Raw genomic sequence first — 16,324 nt, 5'->3', positions numbered from 1 at the left:
GATGCGGCGCGGCTGGTTTTTGCCCATCGCAGCGGCGCTGGGTTTCGTATTTCTCTACGCGCCCATCATTTCGCTGGTGGTGTTCTCGTTCAACGAATCCCGGCTGGTGACGGTCTGGTCGGGCTTTTCCTTCAAATGGTATGGCGAGCTGTTCCGCGATCCGCAGATGCTGGGTGCCGCGTGGCTGAGCCTGCAGATCGCCGCCGTCAGCGCCACCATTGCCTTGTTCCTCGGCACGCTCTGCGCCGTTGCGCTGGTGCGGTTCCGACGCTTCAGGGGCCGCACCGTGCTCGCGGGCACGGTTTCGGCGCCGCTGGTGATGCCCGACGTAATCACGGGCCTCGCATTGCTGCTCTTGTTCGTAGCCATGGAAGGCACGCTCGGCTGGCCGGCGGGCCGGGGCATGCTCACCATCATCATCGCCCATTCCGTGTTCTGCATGGCCTATGTGACGGTGGTGGTGCAATCGCGCCTGTCCGACCTCGATCTCAGCCTCGAGGAAGCGGCGATGGATCTGGGCGCGACGCCGGTGCGGGTGTTTTTCGACATCACCCTGCCCATCATCGCCCCTGCCCTGGTTTCGGGCTGGCTGCTGGGCTTTACCCTGTCGCTCGATGATCTGGTGATCGCGAGCTTCGTGTCCGGCCCGGGCTCGTCCACCCTGCCCATGGTGATCTTTTCCAAGGTGCGACTGGGCGTGTCGCCCGATGTCAATGCGCTCGCGACCATCATCATCGGCATCGTGGCGCTGGGTGTGCTGGGCGCAACGCTGTTCCAGCTACGCTCACGCCCACATGCGTCAAGCCGTTAAGTTCTCGTTCAGCAAGCCGTGATTGGACAAACCGACCCGGGCACCCCATCTTTCTCATATGTTCAACAAATGTGAAGGAGGTGATCCAATGTCTATTGAGATTACGGCGCTCAACGAGAGCCTTGGATTTGGTGGTCTGGCAGGCGAGGTACGCCTCGGCTAACAACACCTCCTCCGGCTTTGAGGCCGTTAAACTCAAGAAGGGCTGCCGCAAGGCGGCCCTTTTTTGTTGCCCGCTAGACCCGCAGATCTTCCAGCTGCAATGAATCGGCAAGGCTCGTGCGATCGAGCACTGCCCGGGTAGCAAGGGTGACCCGCTCGAACACGTGGCGGATTTCGCATGACGCCTCATCGCGACAATCCTCGCAACGCCGGTACGCCGTCAGCGACAGGCAGGGCAAGGGCGCGAGCGGCCCATCGATTAGGCGCAGCACTTCGCCAAACATCACCTCTTCGGGGGAACGCGCCAGCACATAGCCGCCAAGCCGGCCGCGACGGCTAGTGACGAGCCCGGCCCGCTTGAGCTCAAGCAGGATCTGCTCGAGGAATTTCTTGGGAATGCCCTGTTCCCGCGAAATCTCGCCAATCATGCGCGATTCACCGCGCGCCGCCCGGCTTAGGGCAAGCAGGGCGCGCAGCGCATATTTGGCCTTTTGCGAGATCATCGGGCTTGGCGCTTAGCCTCTCGGCTCGGGAGTCACAGGCGGCGCAACCGATGGACGGTCGGCTTCCCCGTCCTCGGGTTCCGGCGGCAGTTCGTCCAGTGACGGCAGGCTATCGCGGGGCTCGGGGGTAACCTCGGGCGGCTCGATGGGCGCGGCCGGCTCAGCGGGCAGCGCCGGCTCAGCCGGTGCGGTCGGCTCAGCAGGCATCGCGGGCCCACCGGCAGGCAACAGCGGCTCGGGAGCCTGGGGGGTGGACAGCATCGCACCGTGCTCGTGAGTCTCGGCCGCAGCATCGTCGACGGGCGGCACCAACAGATCAAGCGGCTCGGCGAGCGAAGCCGGCTCACCAACCTCCACCAGAGGCTCTTCGCGAACAACAGCCGCTTCGGCTGCGGACGGGTTGGCGGCGGGCGGCACAGCGGGCGCAGTTGCGGAACCGCCACCATCAACCAGCACCGGCGGCACCTGAGCCGTCTCCTGCGTCTCGGCAGTGGCGCTCGGGGCGCCAACAGGATGGGCGGCAAGCGGCTCGACAGGACCGAGTGCCTCGGCGAAAGCATCGGGCGCGTCGACATCGGTGAGGCTGTCGTTGAGCAGCTCAGGCTCGGTTTCCATGAAATCGGGTTCGAGGGTTTCCCCGGCAAGGGTCGTGGCCAGCGGCTCGATTTCCGTGGCTTCGGCGGCGGGGTCCGACTGGAGGCTCGCAGCCTCGAAATCGCCCAGCACCGGCTCGGTCCCCGCTGCGAGCGGGGCGCCCGCGACCTTGTGCAGGATGTTTTCGGTGGGGGCGAGCCGCGCTTCGGCCGCGCGCGCCTGGGCCGCGTATTCCTGGGCAACGAGCCCATCATCGGCGCGCGCGCCACTGAGCCAGGCGAGCATGCCGGCGGCAATTTCGCGCTCGCCCATGATCACCGTATCGGCGCCGTGGCGCGTGAGGTGCTCGACTTCCTCGTCCGAATGGGCGCGGGCGATGATGCGGATGGCGGGATTGAGCTTGCGGCCCTGCTCCACCACCGTGCCGGCCTCGAAGCCATTGGGAATTGCGATCATCAGCGCTTCGGCGGCACCCAGATTGGCAAGCTTGAGCACATCAAGGCTCGCAGCATTGCCCACCACGACCGCAATGTCCTTGGCGCGGGCAGCGGCCACGGCATGGTCGGTGTCCTCGATCAGCACCAGCTTGCCGGTAGGCTGCAGGGCGTCGGCGGCGACGCGGCCAACCCGGCCATAGCCCACCAGCACCGTGTGGCCGGTCAGAGTAACGGGCTCGGGGGCGTCGTCGAGGTCCTGGGTGTCGCTTTCAACGCCAACCGCATTGGGCCGGTCGGTGGTCAGCGGGCCATCGGAAACGACTGGCCCCTCGCCCGGCTCGATGCGGATGTCGTCGTCGCGTGCCGAGCGGCGGCCGAACTGGGCTTCGAAGGTTGGCTTGAGCAGGTCAGCGCCCCAGAACACCAGCGGGTTGAGCACGATGGAGATCAGTGCGCCCGCCAGGATCAGGTCCTGCCCTTCGGGCGGAAGGATCGCCAGCGACACGCCGAGCGAAGCAAGGATGAACGAGAACTCGCCGATCTGCGCCAGCGACGCCGAGATGGTCAGCGCCGTGCCCACCGGGCGGCGGAACAACAGCACGATGCCAAAGGCGGCCGCCGATTTGCCGATCAGGATGATGAACACGGTGGCCAGCACCGGCAGGGGATCGGTGATGATGATGGAAGGGTCGAACAGCATGCCGACCGACACAAAGAACAGGACGGCAAAGGCGTCGCGCAGCGGCAGGGTTTCCTGGGCGGCGCGGTGGCTGAGCTCGCTTTCCGACAGGATCATGCCGGCAAAAAATGCACCCAGCGCCAGCGACACACCGAACAGCACCGCTGAACCCAGCGCCACGCCCAGTGCAATGGCGAGCACGGCCAGCCGGAACAGTTCGCGCGAGCCGGTATGGGCGGTGACGTGCAGGGCCCAGGGGATGAGCCTCCGGCCAACGATCAGCATGAAGCCCACAAAGGCCGCGACCTTGACGAGGGTCAGGAACAGCACGCCCCAGATCCCCACTTCGGTGCGCAGCACGCGCTCGACAAACGACACGAAGGGATCGTGGATGCCGCTATCGGTGCCATAAAGGCTGGCAATGGCGGGGATCAGCACCAGCGCCAGCACCATGGCCAGATCCTCGACGATCAGCCAGCCAACGGCGATGCGGCCCCGCTCGGTTTCAATCAAGCGGCGGTCCTGCAGGGCCTTGAGCAGCACGACGGTGGAGGCCACCGAAAGCGCGAGGCCAAACAGCAGGCCCGCGCCGATGCCCCAGCCCAGAACGATCCCCAAACCCAGTCCCAACAGTGTGGCAAAGCCGATTTGCACCAGCGCGCCGGGAATGGCGAGCGCGCGTACGCTCATCAGGTCCTTAAGGGAGAAATGCAGGCCCACCCCGAACATGAGGAGGATCACGCCCAGCTCGGCCAGTTCTGCCCCCAACGCCTGGTCGGCGACAAAGCCAGGCGTATTGGGGCCCACCAGAATACCGGCAAACAGATAACCCACCAGCGGCGGGAGCCGGAAGCGATTGGCAATCATCCCGAAGATAAAGGCCAGCACCAGACCCGCGACGATCGTCGAGATCAGGGGGGTATCATGGTGCATGAAAGAACTCCGGGCTAACAACAAGGACAAGTGCAGGAATGACCCTGCAGCAAATTGGGGCATCACTGCGTGATCCGCAAGCGCCCGCGATCGGGAAAAGTGCAGCAATTAAATCGGTTTGGTCAGTTTTGCTGCAGCCCTCTCTTTGTTGATCAAGTTTGTCAGCGTGATGGCGAGCTTGACTAAAGCGCAGGGGGCTCGCAAGGGTTGCGGCGGTGGCGAGGTTCAAGCGCCAGCGAACCGCGCGATCCCACCGATTGCCGCCGGGTTTCGCACCCTGGGCAGACACGGAGTGGCGATGCGGTTATCCATTGGCTGTGAGATCGATTACGAGGTTTTCGACAACGCCACCTTGATCTTCAATGTCGAGGCGATGCATGGCGGGCGCCAGCGAATATTGAACGAGCGCATTGTGGTCACCCCGCCATTCGTGACCGAGCAGTTTACCGCCAACGACACTGGCAACCGGTTCCGGCGCCTGACGGCATCGGGTGGAGCGCTCAAGCTCCGCTATGACGCCCAGATCGTGCTTGATCCAGTGCTGGCGAACCCGGCCGATATCGGCGAAGTTCCGGTGGCGCAGCTGCCGCCCGAAACCCTCGGGTTTCTCAATCCCTCGCGATATTGTCCATCGGACCTCCTGGCCCGCTTTGCGTCGCGCCAATTCGGCGATGTGGAGCCTGGCTTTGTCCGGGTGACCGAGATCTGCAACTGGATCCATGAGGAGGTCGATTACCTCGCCGGCTCCAGCGACACCTCAACAACGGCGGCCGATACCTTTGCCACGCGCGCTGGCGTGTGCCGCGACTTTGCGCATCTGGGCGTGACCTTTTGCCGGGCGCTCGGCATCCCTGCCCGCTTTGTGTCCTGTTATGCCTGGCAGCTGCAGCCGCAGGATTTCCATGCGGTGTTTGAGGCCTATCTCGGTGACCGCTGGTACTTGTTCGACCCCACGCGCATGGCGGCGCTTGACGGGCTGGTGCGGATCGGCTCGGGACGCGACGCAGCCGACACGGCCTTTGCTACGCTTTTTGGCAATGTGCAGTCGCGCGGAGTGCGCGTTTGGGCCGATGCGCTCGATGCGGATACGGATGAACCCTGGACAGTGGATGCGGTCAGCGTCGCCGAACTCAGCTGAACGAGACGGCGCCCAGGGCCGAGCCTTCAGCCCATAGAATCCTGCAGCGAGGTCACGCGCTCGACCCTGACTTCAACATCCATGCCCAGGTAATCCCCCGCAGCGCCGGTATAGGTGCCGGCAATGGGAATGGCCTGCCCGGGCTCGCGCGCCACCCCGACCCGGATCAGGTCGCGGGTGCCAATGATGCCATTGGTTGGATCAAATTCCACCCACCCGGCTCCCGGCAGGAAGACCTGGCACCAGGCATGGGTTGCGCCGCCGCCGCGATGACTGCCATCGCGGTCTGGGGAGTAAAGATAACCCGACACAAACCGGGCGGCGAGGCCGAGCGAGCGGACGGCCTCCATCATCAGCAGCGCGAAATCCCGGCAGGTGCCGCGCCGGCTTGACAGGGTGACGGACGGACGCTGCGTCCCTGGCTGGGTGCGCCGGATATAGGCAAAGCTTTCCTTGATGGCATAGGTCATGGTCATCAGCAGGTGACCGGTATTGGTGCTGCCCCGCGGATCAAGGAAGCGCCGGGCCCAGCTGTCGACTTCCGTTTCCTCGGGAAACTGGCGCTGGCTGGTGGGCCCCAGATCCACCGCGTCGGTGCCGCCATAGTCAAAGGGATACAGCTTGGCGCGCGGATCGATCTCGAAATCGGGCGAGCTTTCGGGCGCATGATCGAGCACCATGCTGGCGACGATGCGCAGCTCGTCAGCGGGCTTCTCGAAGCGCGCGAGGGCGATGCAATTGCCAAACACATCATGGATCCAGCGCACACCGACCGGTTCAGGCGAGATGCGAAGGGCAAAGGATTCCAGCGTTTGTTCCATGCTGTCACGCGGGCGCACCAGAAGGCGGTGCTCCCCGAAGTGGACAGGACCGGCATAGCGGTAGACCGTCTCGTGCCTGACCTGCAGCAGGGTCATGAGACCACCGTGATTTTTTCGGCTGCCCGGGTGATGGCGGTGTAAAGCCAGCGCGCGCGTTCCTCACGGAACACGAAGCTTTCGTCGAACAAGTAGACATTGTCCCATTGGCTACCCTGCGCCTTATGCACGGTCAGGCAATAGCCAAAGGTGAATTCATCGAATTGCCGCCGCTCGGGCCAGCTCATGGCGTCTTCTTCGCCCGAAAAGAACGCCTTGTGGGTCATTACCTTGGCTTCGCCCTTGCCCTCGTCAGCGCCCAGCAGCAGCGAATATTTGCCATTCGCCTTGCGCGCCACTTCGGTGACGATCCAGATCTGGCCATTGAGGAGGCGCTTGCGCGGATTGTTGCGCAGGCACACCATGCGATCGCCCACCACCGGCTCGTGAAATGGCAGGCCGCGCAACTCGCGCAGGCGGTCATTGTATTGCAGCCGCGTCTTGTTGCGTCCCACCAGCACCTGGTCGGCCTGAAGCACAGCATCGCGATCCACCGACTCACGCCCGACCACCAGTGACTCGCCATAGCGGCCATGTTCGAGATAGCCGCCTTCGCGCACATCCATGGACAGCCGGATGATCGGATTGTCGGCAGCCTGGCGATGGATTTCGGTGAGCATGATATCGGGCTCTTCGGCAGTGAAGAACCCGGCGCCCTGCACGGGGGGCAACTGGAACGGATCGCCCAGCACCAGCACCTTGACCCCAAAGGACAGGAGGTCCTGCCCCAGCTGCTCGTCCACCATCGAGACTTCATCGATGACGATGAGATCGGCATCCGCTGCGGGTGATTCCGGATCGAGCACGAAACGGGGCTCGCCTTCCTTTTCGCTCACCAGCGAATAGATCAGCGAATGGATGGTCTGGGCACCCTTGCAGCCACGCCGACGCATCACCAGCGCGGCCTTGCCGGTGAAGGCGGCATATTTAACGTTCTTGACGTCACTGCCCAGATGCACGGCAAGCGTCGACTTGCCGGTGCCCGCCCAGCCGAACAGGCGGAACACCTGCGGCCCGTCCCGATCCTTGAGCCAGCTGGACACGGCCTTGAGGGCCGCGTCCTGTTGTGCCGACCATTGCGTCATCAGCTGATCGTGGTCGCGATGGTGCCCACGCCTTCAATTGTGCCAACCAGCTGGTCGCCGCGCTGAACCGCGCCGACGCCGGCCGGCGTGCCGGTCATGATCAGATCGCCCGGCTCGAGACGAACCAGGCCCGAGAGATAAGCGACTGTTTCAGCCACGCCCCAAAGCTGGTCACCCAGATCGCCACGCTGCCGCTCGACGCCATTGACGCTCAGAGTAATGGCACCCGTGCCGGGATGGCCGATCCGCTCGGCCGGCACGATGGTGCCGATGGGGGCGGACTGGTCAAAGCCCTTGGCCATATCCCAGGGGCGGCCGGCCTTCTTGGCGACGGCCTGCAGGTCGCGCCGCGTCATGTCGAGGCCGGCGGCATAGCCGAACACGTGATCGAGGGCCTGGCTTTCCGGGATGTCGACGCCGCCGGTGCCGATGGCCACCACCAGTTCGATCTCGTGGTGCAGGTCACTGGTTTGGGGGGGATAAGGCACCGCGCTGCTATCCGTCACCACGGCATCGGCGGGCTTGCAGAAAAAGAACGGAGCTTCGCGCGCGTCATTGCCCATTTCACGGGCGTGTTCGGCATAGTTGCGTCCAACGCAGAAAATGCGTCGCACCGGAAACATCCGTCCGTCATCCACAGGAAGGCCAATGGGTGCCGGTGGCGAAAACACAAACTCAGTCACGCTTGAATTCCTCTACATAAGAGCCCAGCAAATCCTGGTCGATGGGCCCAAGCCGGTCGTTGGCGGTAAAAGTCTGGTGCCAATAGGGATAAAGCAGCGGCGGCCGGCTGACGGCGTCGAGCCGCGCCCGCTCCTCATTGGAGAGCTTGAGCTCGGCGGCAGCGAGATTGTCGCGGAACTGCTCTTCGCTGCGCCCGCCGATGATCACCGAAGTGACGCCCGGCCGGCCCAGCAGCCAGGCCAGCGACACCTGCGCCCCCGACACATTGCGCTCTTCGGCAATGGCGACGATCACATCGATGATGTCATAGAGCCGGTTCCAATCAGGCACCGGCGGCTCGCGCCAGCCCCCCACATGGCGGCCGGCATCGGGGCCGCCTTCGCGCCGGTATTTGCCCGACAGGAGTCCGCCGGCAAGCGGAGACCAAACGAGAATGCCCAGCCCCTGATCCTGGCTGATCGGCACCAGCTCATATTCGGCTTCGCGCGAATGGAGGGTGTAATGGATCTGCTGGGAAATGAAGCGTTCATTGTGGCGCTCGCCGGCAGCCTGGAGCGCCTTCATGATGTGCCAGCCAGAGTAATTGGAGCAGCCGATATAGCGGACATGGCCGTGCTTGACCAAGATGTCGAGCGCTTCCATGGTTTCTTCGACCGGGGTCATCCCGTCCCATTCATGGACCTGGTAAAGATCGATATGGTCGGTCTTGAGGCGCTTGAGGCTGGCCTTGCACTGCTCGATGATGTGATGGCGCGACAGACCCGCATCATTGGGACCATCGCCGGTGCGGAAGCGCACCTTGGTGGCAAGCAGGGTGCGCTCGCGGCGCCCGTTTTCGCTCAGCGCCACCCCGATCATCTCCTCGGACACGCCCTTGTTGTAGATATTGGCGGTGTCGAGCAGGTTGATGCCGTGATCGAGGCAGAGATCGATCTGGCGGGTGGCTTCGTCCTGGGGCGTGTTGCCCACCCGCTCGGAGCCACCAAAGGTCATGGTGCCCATGGTCAGGCTTGATACGCGAAGTCCCGAACGGCCGAGATAACGATACTCCATGGCGGAGCTCCTGTTGTGCTGGGTCGTTAGGGCTAGTGCGCAAACGCGGTCGGGTCAATGCGCGCTATGCGCGGGCACCCCAAAACTGCTACGAGTCTGGCCTCCACTGGAAGCCTTGTTGTTGCGGCCCGCCAATCCATTTGTATCTGTTTCGCTGGTGACGCTGGGCATGGTGGCCACGCAGATCGGCGCTTCGCTCGCCAAGGGGCTGTTCCTCCTGATCGGGGCAAGCGGCACCACCGCGCTGCGCCTGCTGCTTTCGGCGCTGGTGCTGGCCATCCTGTTCCGGCCCTGGCGGTTCCGGCTCGATCGGGCGCAGTGGCGCGCCGTGGGTTTTTATGGCGCGGCGATGGGCGCCATGAACCTGCTGTTTTATAGCGCGCTCGCCACCATTCCCCTTGGCGTCGCGGTGGCGCTGGAATTCACCGGCCCCCTCGCCGTCGCGCTGGCGGGCTCGCGCCGCGGCATTGATTTTGGCTGGGTGGCGCTGGCGGTGCTGGGGCTGCTGTTCCTTTTGCCGCTATTTGGCTTGTCTGAGCCGCTGGACCCAATGGGGGTCGTTCTGGCACTGGCCGCCGGGGCGTTCTGGGCGGGCTATATTGTTTTCGGGCAGCGCGCGGGGACCGGTGGCGGGCCCCATACGGTGGCGCTGGGCGTGGGGCTCGGGGCAGCGCTGGTGCTGCCCTTTGGGCTGTGGAGTGCGGGCGCCGCCATGTTTGACCCGGCCATCCTGCCACTGGCGCTGGCCATGGCGCTCCTGTCCAGCGCCATTCCTTATTCGCTCGACATGCTGGCGTTGCCCCACCTGCCGGCGCGCACTTTTGGCATCCTGATGAGCGCACAGCCGGCGCTGGCCGCGTTGATGGGGCTGGTGCTCCTGGGCGAGCAATTGAGCGCGTGGCAATGGGCCGGCATTGGCGCGGTGATGCTGGCGTCGCTGGGCAGCACCGCCACAGCCCAGCGCAGCCCGCCGCCGCTGGCCTGAACCCCACGAAATCGGCTGCAAGGCCTGTCGGCTTTTGGCATAGTCCCGCGTCATCAATCAGAAGGGACGCGCCATGCTCTACGCCGTGTTGTGCTATAGTGACGAAAATGTCGTCGGCTCCTGGACCAAGGAAGAAGACGATGCCTGCCTTGCCCGCCTGGCCCAGGTGCAGGACCGGCTGGACCAAAAGGGCAAGCTCGGTCCCGTGGTGCGCCTGCTCCCCACCACCGCCGCGACCACGCTGCGCAAATCGGGCTCGGGCGAGCCGCTGGTGATCGACGGCCCCTTTGCCGAAACCAAGGAACAGTTTTTGGGCTTTTACGTCGCCGATTGCGACACGCTCGATGAAGCCATCGACTTCGCCAAGGACCTCGCCAAAGCCAATCCGGTGCAGGGATCCTATGAAATCCGGCCGCTTTCCATCTACAAACCCAGTGGGCTCAAGCCATGACCGACAGCGCCTGGATCGCGGCAGCCCTTGCGGCAGCTCGCCCCCAGGCGCTGAGCGCCTTGTTGCGCTATTTCCGCGACCTTGATCGCGCCGAGGAAGCCTTTCAGGAGGCGAGCCTGCGCGCGATCAAGACCTGGCCCGAAAAAGGCCCGCCGCGCGAACCGGTGGCGTGGCTGGTTTTCGTGGGCCGCAACAGCGGCATCGACCAGGTGCGCAAGACCCGGCGCAATGTGCCCCTGCCCGCCGACGACATCCTCTCCGATCTCGACGATGCCGAAGCCGACATGGCCGAGCGGCTCGACAACGAGCATTATCGCGACGACATCCTGCGGCTGCTGTTCATCTGCTGCCATCCCGAATTGCCGGCCACCCAGCAGATCGCCCTGGCGCTGCGCATCGTGGCGGGGGTGCCCACCAAGCAGATCGCGCGCGCTTTTCTCGTGGGGGAAGCGGCGATGGAGCAACGTATCACCCGCGCCAAGGCGCGCGTCGCCGCCAATGCCGTGCCGTTCGACCCACCCGATGCGGTGGCCCGGGCCGAGCGGCTGGGGGCGGTGGCACTGATGATCTACCTCATTTTCAATGAAGGCTATTCGCGCGGCCACTCCGACGAAGCGGCGGCGCGGCTTTGCGACGAGGCGATCCGGCTGGGGCGCTTGCTGTTGCGCCTCTTCCCCACCGAACCCGAGATCATGGGCCTGCTGGCGCTGATGCTGCTGCAGCATGCCCGCAACCCCGCGCGCGCCGACGCCGCTGGCAATCTGGTCCTGCTGGAAGACCAGGATCGCAGCTTGTGGAACGGCCAGATGGCGGCCGAGGGGCTGGCCTTGGTGCAAAAAGCGCTGCGGCACGGGGAGCCCGGCGCCTATCAGGTGCAGGCTGCCATCGCCGCCCGGCACGCCGTGGCCCAAAGCGCCGCTGAAACCGACTGGGCCAGTATCGAGCAGCTATATGGCCTGCTCGAAGTGCTCCAGCCCTCCCCGGTGGTGACGCTCAATCGCGCCGTCGCCGTGAGCAAGGCGCGTGGGCCCGCCGCGGCGCTGGCGCTGGTGGAGCCCCTTGCCGAGCGCCTTGATGGCTATTTTCATTTCCATGGGGTACGGGGCGGCTTGCTGCTGCAGCTGGGCGAACACGCCGCAGCGCGCGAAGCGTTCAACCGGGCGATTGCACTGGCCGGATCCCCCGCCGAAGCGGCCCATATCCGCGGCCATCTCGATCGGCTGGGAGCGCTATCCGAAGGTGGTGACGATCCGGCGCCGCTCAACCAGCACAGTTCAAGCTAGCAAGCGAGGCTTCGGGAAGTCCGCTGCAAGCGCGCAAAAAGATGCCGGCGCGAACGCCGGCATCGGTTTGTTATTTGGCGGAGTTTCCTCGGGCTCCGGCCTGACCGGCCGAGGAGCCTGCGCCCCCTGACTGCCGGGCGCCGGCTTGCTGTTCGCCGATGGTGCCACCGACCGGTCCGTCAATCCCGGTGGGCTGACTGCCAGGCGGCAAGGCCTCTGCAGGCGGAACGCCAATTGGATTGGGAACCATGTCCTCGATCCCGCCGCCGCCCTCGTCATCCTGCTCGCCCTGGGCGGAGAACTCATCGCTGGCCTGGCGCCAGTGATCCTCGTGGCGCCCTTCGGGGCGGCCTTCCTGCTCCCAGAGCTGGTAAGCGCGGTCCCGGGTCTTGCCTTCTTTATGCTCGTCCTGGTCCATCGGATTGCCTTCTCGGGCGGTTGTCAAAGGGGGTGTAAGCGGCGCCTAACCCTTGTCGCGGTTGTTGTGGGTGTGATGGCTGTCGCGCACCCCGCCCCCGCCTGAAACGTCGGACTGCCGCCCATTGGTCGGCTCCCCTGGCGCTGGACCGCGACCCTCAGTGGGGTCGGGAAGGTCCTCACGTTGGTGGCTGCTGCCGGGACCGCCATGGTGGCGATTGGCTTCCGGGATTTTCTGAGATGTAGACATGGCGCTCACCGATCGTGCTGCAGACCCTGATTGGTCGTGTTCTGCTTGATGTTGCCTTGGCGACCCTGCTGATCATAGTTGCGTTCGGCGCCATTGGCGGCGGCGTTGCTGGTATTTGGATCCAGGGTGGCCTCGCCGCCGGGGCCTTTGGTGCTCCGGTTGGCGGGTGGCACGGGAGGCAGATGTTTGCTCATCGTTGATCTCCTTTTGCGTAAGGGAAAACGTGCAAGCCCCCAGCATGTTCCCCAATTGGTGCCGACAATAACGGGAGCTAAGCGGGAAGCTTGGCCGCCCGGCGCGCCTTGCGGCTGGCCAGCACGGTTTGCAGCGACACCGGCGCCCAGCCCTGCGGATCGACGCCCACGTCGTATTGGCGCGTGACCGGGCTTAGCCGTCCATGGGAGTGGCCATGCAGGTTGATGGACTTCTTGCCCTGCGCGTTCCAGGTGCGGAACGGATAGTGGCAAAGCACCAGCATATGGCCCTCCAGATGCAGTTCGGCATAATGTTGCACGCTGGCCCAGCCGTCGGCGGCCAAGGTGGCCGGCCCGTCATTATTGCCAATGATCAGGTGCTTGCGGCCGGGGAGCGCAGCTAGCAGGGCCGCAACGGTGGCGCTGTCGCCGCGGGAAAAATCGCCGAGATGCCAGACTTCATCCTCGGGGGAAACCGTCTGCGCCCAGGCGGCAACCAGCGCCGTGTCATGTTCGGCAACCGTGCTGAAGGGGCGCCGGTCGATGCGCAACACGCGCGGATCGCCAAAATGGCTGTCGCTTGTAAAGAAAATCATCCCGCCTCCCCGCCTGGCCGCGTCGAGCCTTGAGCCAAACACGCGTTAATAGGGTCGGGAAAGCGCGCCGCCACCATCGGCGAGCAGGGCGCGCCATTGCATGTGGTCCCCAAGAAAATTGGCGGGCGCAGCCTCGAACTCGACGATCACCCGCAACATCAGGCGATAGGCTTCATTGGACACGGCGAACACCAGCCGCAAGGGCCCCTGCTCGGGGATGAGTTCGGCGGCCACCTCCATGGCCGTGCGCAAGGCTTCCTCGCGCGCAGCCGGAAGGTCCTGCAACTCGACGCCGGTGTGATCGAGGCTGAGATCACCATTGGCCATCATGTCAAAGTAAAATCGGGGCATGCACTTAATTCCTGCTCGCACCAAGCAATGCTCAGCTCTCGCGATTGTTTCCGTCCGCTTCGATCACAATCTGGAACTCTGCTGCAGTTCTGCGCCTTTGTATCAATGGCAACAAAGGTCGGAGAGGTCCCATGCCCCGTTTTCAAACCTGCCCACCCCATGCGGCACCCGCCGACGCGGTTGTGGTCAATATCTGGCATGCACTGGGCCGGGTGGTTGGCGATGTGGGCTGCGCCCATTACCCCAATGCAAGTGATTACATCGTCCCCGACTTCCCCCGACCGGTGCCGCTGGCGTTGGAACGCGCCGAGGAAGTCCGCGCCCATTGCGGGCTTGCCCGGGTGGTCATCGCCATTGATGATCCGAGCCTATGGAAACCCGAATGGGGCGCATTGCTGCAAGCTGAAGGCGTTCATTGAACCCTGACGCTGTTTCGCCTGAATTCTTGACCTATTCGCCCTGATCTTGCCGGGTTAGGGCTATTGATTATGTCCGCAGCGGCTCCGTCGAGCCCCGGGGTCCTGATTCATGCAGCTCAAGCCCAACGCATATAGGCTCAACGAAACCGTCAAGGGCGTTGAAACCATGACCCGCTTTGCCCTGGCCGTTTTGGCCCTGGCATCGGGCGTTTACACCTATCTCGGGGTGCGCGGGCTGCTGGATGGCTCGGCCACATTCGTGTTTTTCGCTGCCATCATTTATTCGGCCGCCGTCTCGGTCGCCATTTACGCCTTTTGGAGCTTCATGCTCCGTTTCGTGCCGCTGGTGACATCGGGGGTGCAACGGGCGGGCCTGTTCGCCACCATGGCCGTGGGGTGCCTGATGATCATGGCCATGAGTTCATGGCTCAATGCCGCGGCATTGGCGGGATCGGCGGCCACGGAGCAGCATATGGCGGTGACGCTCCAAGGCTATGCCGAGGACCTCGACCAGGCCCATGCCAATGCGCTGGCCGCCCAGTCGCTGCTGCCCGATGTGCAGCGCGCCGCGGAACGGTTCTCCGGACTGGCCGCGGACGAGCGGGAGTCAGGCGCCCTGACCGGCACCACCGGCTCGGGCAGCGTCGTGCAATTGCTCACCCAGATGGGCACGCAGATGAACCAGTTGGCGGCCACCATCACCAGTTCGCGCGATGAAGTCGCCCTGCAGTTCGAACAAGGCTCGGCGCGCCTCGCCACCATGCGCGAGCTGGTATCAACGCCGGGCAGCATCGAGCCACGGCTGGACGGCTTCCAGGCCGAGGCCGTGCAACTGACCGCCGTGATCGCGGCGCTGCAGCAGACCGGCGTCGCCGCTTCGGTCAAGCGCGCTTCGGCCGATCTTTCCGCCGGCTTTATTGCTCCGGTCGCCGATGGGCAGATTGGCGACCTGGCCAATCGGCAGAACCAGGTGATGGAAACCGTGCGCACTTCGGTGGCGACCCAATCGGCGGCGCTGACCACCGCGGCCGACGAGATCCTGGCGACACCAGCCGTTGAGCAACGCCGCTTTGTGCCCCTGTCCAGCGCCGAAGCGGTGCTGCGCTATTGGCAGGACTTCATTCCTTCCTGGGCCGGCGCCATCTCCATCGATCTGTTGCCGGTGGTGCTGGTATTGGTGCTGATGATCGTCAACGACGCCATGCGGCGGGAATCTGAATCCCTCGAAGAAGCGGAAAACATCACTGCCGCCGAAATGCTGCGCGCCATGGCGCTGTATCGCCAGATGGAAGCGGCGGGCGTGGTTGTTCCTCAGGCACCGCCGGCGGAGCGGCCCGAGACCGAACCCGAGACTGTGCCCGAAGCACCGATGGAGCCATTGGCGCCCGCTGCGGCCAGCCACACCGATCCAGCCGACGGGGCGGATGCGACAGTGACGCCAATCGACAGCGCCCAGCGCAAGCGGGGCGACGGCCCCGCCCGCGTATGAGCACGAGCGCCGAAGCGTCCGAAGAGCCGCAGCGCGCCTCCTGGGGCCGGCGCCTGGTCCAGCGGGCCGCGGCGGTGGACGATGGCGCAGTGATGCGCACCGCGTTCTGGGCGCTGCTGCTGGGCACGGTTTCGGTGCTGTTCGTCGACTTTCGCGAATTGACGCAAAACCAGGCCGCGCCCCTGCCCGTGCCGACGCAGCCCATCCTGCCGCCCGCCCCCGCCACAAACCCCGAGGCATCGCCGGGCGCCGGCACCCGCCCGGCGATCACCACCAGCCCCGAAGTGCTGGAAGGGGCCCTCGTCATCGCGCTGCGGCCCGGGGGCGAGTTGAGCCTGACGGGAACGCTCGATGTCGGCTCGGCCGAGCGGTTTGCCGCCGAGATTGCCGAGCGGGGCGAATATGTGCAAACTGTGGTTCTCGACTCCCCTGGAGGATCGGTCGTGGATGCACTGGCGATTGGCAGTCTGATCCACCAAAGGGGCCTTGCCACCAAGGTCGCCGCGGGCTCGCTTTGCGCCTCCTCCTGCCCCATCATATTCGCCTCGGGCGCCGAGCGGATCGCCAGCCCCGAAGCGGCTATAGGCGTGCACCAGATCTATGCAGCGGCGCTGGGCGGCAATGCCCAGGACGCGCTTCGGGTCGCCGGCACCGCGATGAGCGACGCGCAAACCACCACCGCCCAGATCACCCGGCATCTGGAACAAACCGGGGTTGATCCCGCGCTGTGGCTGCATGCGCTCGAAACGCCACCGCAGCTTTTATACTATTTCACGCCCGAGGAGATGCTGGCCCTGAGGTTGGCTACTCGGCTCGATAACGAAGATTTGGCCGATGGAACCGGAGGAGAAACGGAGCCGTTACGTGCCAGATAAGCCGGGAACCGGCAACAA

General features: G+C 64.7%; 18 protein-coding genes and 1 pseudogene. 8 read left to right on the top strand and 11 right to left on the bottom strand.

Annotated elements, in window-relative coordinates:
* Window position 1 precedes the first annotated feature (1 nt).
* Window positions 2-811, top strand: a complete 810-nt coding sequence (locus AC3YMN_RS00645) for an ABC transporter permease subunit (RefSeq protein ID WP_172124460.1) — start codon at window positions 2-4, stop codon at window positions 809-811.
* Window positions 812-1,047: 236 nt separating this feature from the next.
* Here the strand turns inward: AC3YMN_RS00645 and AC3YMN_RS00640 are convergent, their stop codons facing one another.
* Window positions 1,048-1,476, bottom strand: a complete 429-nt coding sequence (locus AC3YMN_RS00640; protein WP_489888533.1) for an RrF2 family transcriptional regulator — start codon at window positions 1,474-1,476, stop codon at window positions 1,048-1,050.
* An 873-nt stretch (window positions 1,477-2,349) separates the two neighbouring features.
* A pseudogene (locus AC3YMN_RS00635) lies at window positions 2,350-4,119 on the bottom strand (cation:proton antiporter domain-containing protein); the annotation flags it as partial.
* A gap of 298 nt (window positions 4,120-4,417) precedes the next feature.
* Between AC3YMN_RS00635 and AC3YMN_RS00630 the strand changes: the two are divergent.
* Window positions 4,418-5,257 (top strand): transglutaminase-like domain-containing protein, encoded by an 840-nt coding sequence (locus AC3YMN_RS00630; RefSeq protein ID WP_127754177.1) that lies wholly within the window; start codon window positions 4,418-4,420, stop codon window positions 5,255-5,257.
* A gap of 26 nt (window positions 5,258-5,283) precedes the next feature.
* Here AC3YMN_RS00630 and AC3YMN_RS00625 read toward each other — a convergent pair whose 3' ends face one another.
* The 4 genes from AC3YMN_RS00625 to AC3YMN_RS00610 are packed head-to-tail and all read right to left on the bottom strand — an operon-like array spanning window position 5,284 to window position 8,996.
* Window positions 5,284-6,174 carry a transglutaminase family protein gene (locus tag AC3YMN_RS00625; protein ID WP_489888532.1) on the bottom strand — a complete coding sequence of 297 codons (891 nt, stop codon included), beginning with the start codon at window positions 6,172-6,174 and terminating at the stop codon, window positions 5,284-5,286.
* On the bottom strand, window positions 6,171-7,259 hold the full coding sequence (locus tag AC3YMN_RS00620; protein ID WP_489888531.1) for an ATP-dependent DNA helicase: 1,089 nt from the start codon (window positions 7,257-7,259) through the stop codon (window positions 6,171-6,173). Before AC3YMN_RS00620 ends, AC3YMN_RS00625 begins: the two co-directional genes overlap by 4 nt.
* Entirely contained in the window at window positions 7,259-7,942 is a 684-nt protein-coding gene (locus tag AC3YMN_RS00615) for a fumarylacetoacetate hydrolase family protein (RefSeq protein WP_489888530.1), read from the bottom strand. Before AC3YMN_RS00615 ends, AC3YMN_RS00620 begins: the two co-directional genes overlap by 1 nt.
* Complete coding sequence (locus AC3YMN_RS00610; protein ID WP_127754181.1) at window positions 7,935-8,996, bottom strand: aldo/keto reductase; 1,062 nt, start codon at window positions 8,994-8,996, stop codon at window positions 7,935-7,937. The genes AC3YMN_RS00615 and AC3YMN_RS00610 overlap by 8 nt, the downstream gene beginning before the upstream one ends.
* A 118-nt stretch (window positions 8,997-9,114) precedes the next feature.
* Here AC3YMN_RS00610 and AC3YMN_RS00605 point away from each other — a divergent pair, with 118 nt between their 5' ends.
* The 3 genes from AC3YMN_RS00605 to AC3YMN_RS00595 all read left to right on the top strand — a co-directional run bounded on the left by AC3YMN_RS00605 (window position 9,115) and on the right by AC3YMN_RS00595 (window position 11,715).
* The gene (locus AC3YMN_RS00605) at window positions 9,115-9,981 is read left to right on the top strand and encodes an EamA family transporter (protein ID WP_489888529.1); all 867 of its coding nucleotides are present in this window, start codon (window positions 9,115-9,117) and stop codon (window positions 9,979-9,981) included.
* Between the two features lie 73 nt (window positions 9,982-10,054).
* On the top strand, window positions 10,055-10,432 hold the full coding sequence (locus AC3YMN_RS00600; RefSeq protein WP_489888528.1) for a YciI family protein: 378 nt from the start codon (window positions 10,055-10,057) through the stop codon (window positions 10,430-10,432).
* Window positions 10,429-11,715 (top strand): RNA polymerase sigma factor, encoded by a 1,287-nt coding sequence (locus tag AC3YMN_RS00595; protein WP_489888527.1) that lies wholly within the window; start codon window positions 10,429-10,431, stop codon window positions 11,713-11,715. The genes AC3YMN_RS00600 and AC3YMN_RS00595 overlap by 4 nt, the downstream gene beginning before the upstream one ends.
* A gap of 70 nt (window positions 11,716-11,785) precedes the next feature.
* Here the strand turns inward: AC3YMN_RS00595 and AC3YMN_RS00590 are convergent, their stop codons facing one another.
* The 5 genes from AC3YMN_RS00590 to AC3YMN_RS00570 all read right to left on the bottom strand — a co-directional run bounded on the left by AC3YMN_RS00590 (window position 11,786) and on the right by AC3YMN_RS00570 (window position 13,523).
* Window positions 11,786-12,133, bottom strand: coding sequence for a DUF2934 domain-containing protein (locus AC3YMN_RS00590; protein WP_127754184.1), 348 nt, complete (start codon window positions 12,131-12,133; stop codon window positions 11,786-11,788).
* Window positions 12,134-12,178: 45 nt separating this feature from the next.
* Entirely contained in the window at window positions 12,179-12,382 is a 204-nt protein-coding gene (locus tag AC3YMN_RS00585) for a hypothetical protein (RefSeq protein WP_127754185.1), read from the bottom strand.
* 5 nt (window positions 12,383-12,387) lie between these two features.
* Window positions 12,388-12,576, bottom strand: coding sequence for a hypothetical protein (locus AC3YMN_RS00580; RefSeq protein WP_127754186.1), 189 nt, complete (start codon window positions 12,574-12,576; stop codon window positions 12,388-12,390).
* Window positions 12,577-12,653: 77 nt separating this feature from the next.
* On the bottom strand, window positions 12,654-13,172 hold the full coding sequence (locus tag AC3YMN_RS00575) for a metallophosphoesterase family protein (protein ID WP_489888526.1): 519 nt from the start codon (window positions 13,170-13,172) through the stop codon (window positions 12,654-12,656).
* A gap of 45 nt (window positions 13,173-13,217) precedes the next feature.
* Window positions 13,218-13,523, bottom strand: a complete 306-nt coding sequence (locus AC3YMN_RS00570; RefSeq protein WP_127754188.1) for a DUF6894 family protein — start codon at window positions 13,521-13,523, stop codon at window positions 13,218-13,220.
* Between the two features lie 131 nt (window positions 13,524-13,654).
* Here AC3YMN_RS00570 and AC3YMN_RS00565 point away from each other — a divergent pair, with 131 nt between their 5' ends.
* The 3 genes from AC3YMN_RS00565 (at window position 13,655) to AC3YMN_RS00555 (ending at window position 16,306) form a co-directional block, all read left to right on the top strand.
* Entirely contained in the window at window positions 13,655-13,942 is a 288-nt protein-coding gene (locus AC3YMN_RS00565) for a hypothetical protein (RefSeq protein ID WP_489888525.1), read from the top strand.
* Between the two features lie 109 nt (window positions 13,943-14,051).
* On the top strand, window positions 14,052-15,431 hold the full coding sequence (locus tag AC3YMN_RS00560; RefSeq protein WP_489888524.1) for a hypothetical protein: 1,380 nt from the start codon (window positions 14,052-14,054) through the stop codon (window positions 15,429-15,431).
* Window positions 15,428-16,306, top strand: coding sequence for a COG3904 family protein (locus AC3YMN_RS00555; RefSeq protein WP_489888523.1), 879 nt, complete (start codon window positions 15,428-15,430; stop codon window positions 16,304-16,306). Before AC3YMN_RS00560 ends, AC3YMN_RS00555 begins: the two co-directional genes overlap by 4 nt.
* Window positions 16,307-16,324 lie beyond the last annotated feature (18 nt).

Source organism: Devosia sp. Z11_6 (assembly GCF_058133665.1).
Note: the sequence above shows the minus strand (reverse complement) of the source record. Positions and strands in the feature narration are given on the sequence as shown.

What these genes read in the sequence shown, in the direction of transcription:
- AC3YMN_RS00560 (WP_489888524.1), top strand. Translation starts at nt 14,052, where the DNA reads ATGCAGCTCAAGCCCAACGCATATAGGCTCAACGAAACCGTCAAGGGC.
- AC3YMN_RS00640 (WP_489888533.1), bottom strand. Translation starts at nt 1,476, where the DNA reads ATGATCTCGCAAAAGGCCAAATATGCGCTGCGCGCCCTGCTTGCCCTA.
- AC3YMN_RS00600 (WP_489888528.1), top strand. Translation starts at nt 10,055, where the DNA reads ATGCTCTACGCCGTGTTGTGCTATAGTGACGAAAATGTCGTCGGCTCC.
- AC3YMN_RS00620 (WP_489888531.1), bottom strand. Translation starts at nt 7,259, where the DNA reads ATGACGCAATGGTCGGCACAACAGGACGCGGCCCTCAAGGCCGTGTCC.
- AC3YMN_RS00555 (WP_489888523.1), top strand. Translation starts at nt 15,428, where the DNA reads ATGAGCACGAGCGCCGAAGCGTCCGAAGAGCCGCAGCGCGCCTCCTGG.
- AC3YMN_RS00625 (WP_489888532.1), bottom strand. Translation starts at nt 6,174, where the DNA reads ATGACCCTGCTGCAGGTCAGGCACGAGACGGTCTACCGCTATGCCGGT.
- AC3YMN_RS00575 (WP_489888526.1), bottom strand. Translation starts at nt 13,172, where the DNA reads ATGATTTTCTTTACAAGCGACAGCCATTTTGGCGATCCGCGCGTGTTG.
- AC3YMN_RS00595 (WP_489888527.1), top strand. Translation starts at nt 10,429, where the DNA reads ATGACCGACAGCGCCTGGATCGCGGCAGCCCTTGCGGCAGCTCGCCCC.
- AC3YMN_RS00630 (WP_127754177.1), top strand. Translation starts at nt 4,418, where the DNA reads ATGCGGTTATCCATTGGCTGTGAGATCGATTACGAGGTTTTCGACAAC.
- AC3YMN_RS00570 (WP_127754188.1), bottom strand. Translation starts at nt 13,523, where the DNA reads ATGCCCCGATTTTACTTTGACATGATGGCCAATGGTGATCTCAGCCTC.
- AC3YMN_RS00565 (WP_489888525.1), top strand. Translation starts at nt 13,655, where the DNA reads ATGCCCCGTTTTCAAACCTGCCCACCCCATGCGGCACCCGCCGACGCG.
- AC3YMN_RS00585 (WP_127754185.1), bottom strand. Translation starts at nt 12,382, where the DNA reads ATGTCTACATCTCAGAAAATCCCGGAAGCCAATCGCCACCATGGCGGT.
- AC3YMN_RS00645 (WP_172124460.1), top strand. Translation starts at nt 2, where the DNA reads ATGCGGCGCGGCTGGTTTTTGCCCATCGCAGCGGCGCTGGGTTTCGTA.
- AC3YMN_RS00590 (WP_127754184.1), bottom strand. Translation starts at nt 12,133, where the DNA reads ATGGACCAGGACGAGCATAAAGAAGGCAAGACCCGGGACCGCGCTTAC.
- AC3YMN_RS00610 (WP_127754181.1), bottom strand. Translation starts at nt 8,996, where the DNA reads ATGGAGTATCGTTATCTCGGCCGTTCGGGACTTCGCGTATCAAGCCTG.
- AC3YMN_RS00580 (WP_127754186.1), bottom strand. Translation starts at nt 12,576, where the DNA reads ATGAGCAAACATCTGCCTCCCGTGCCACCCGCCAACCGGAGCACCAAA.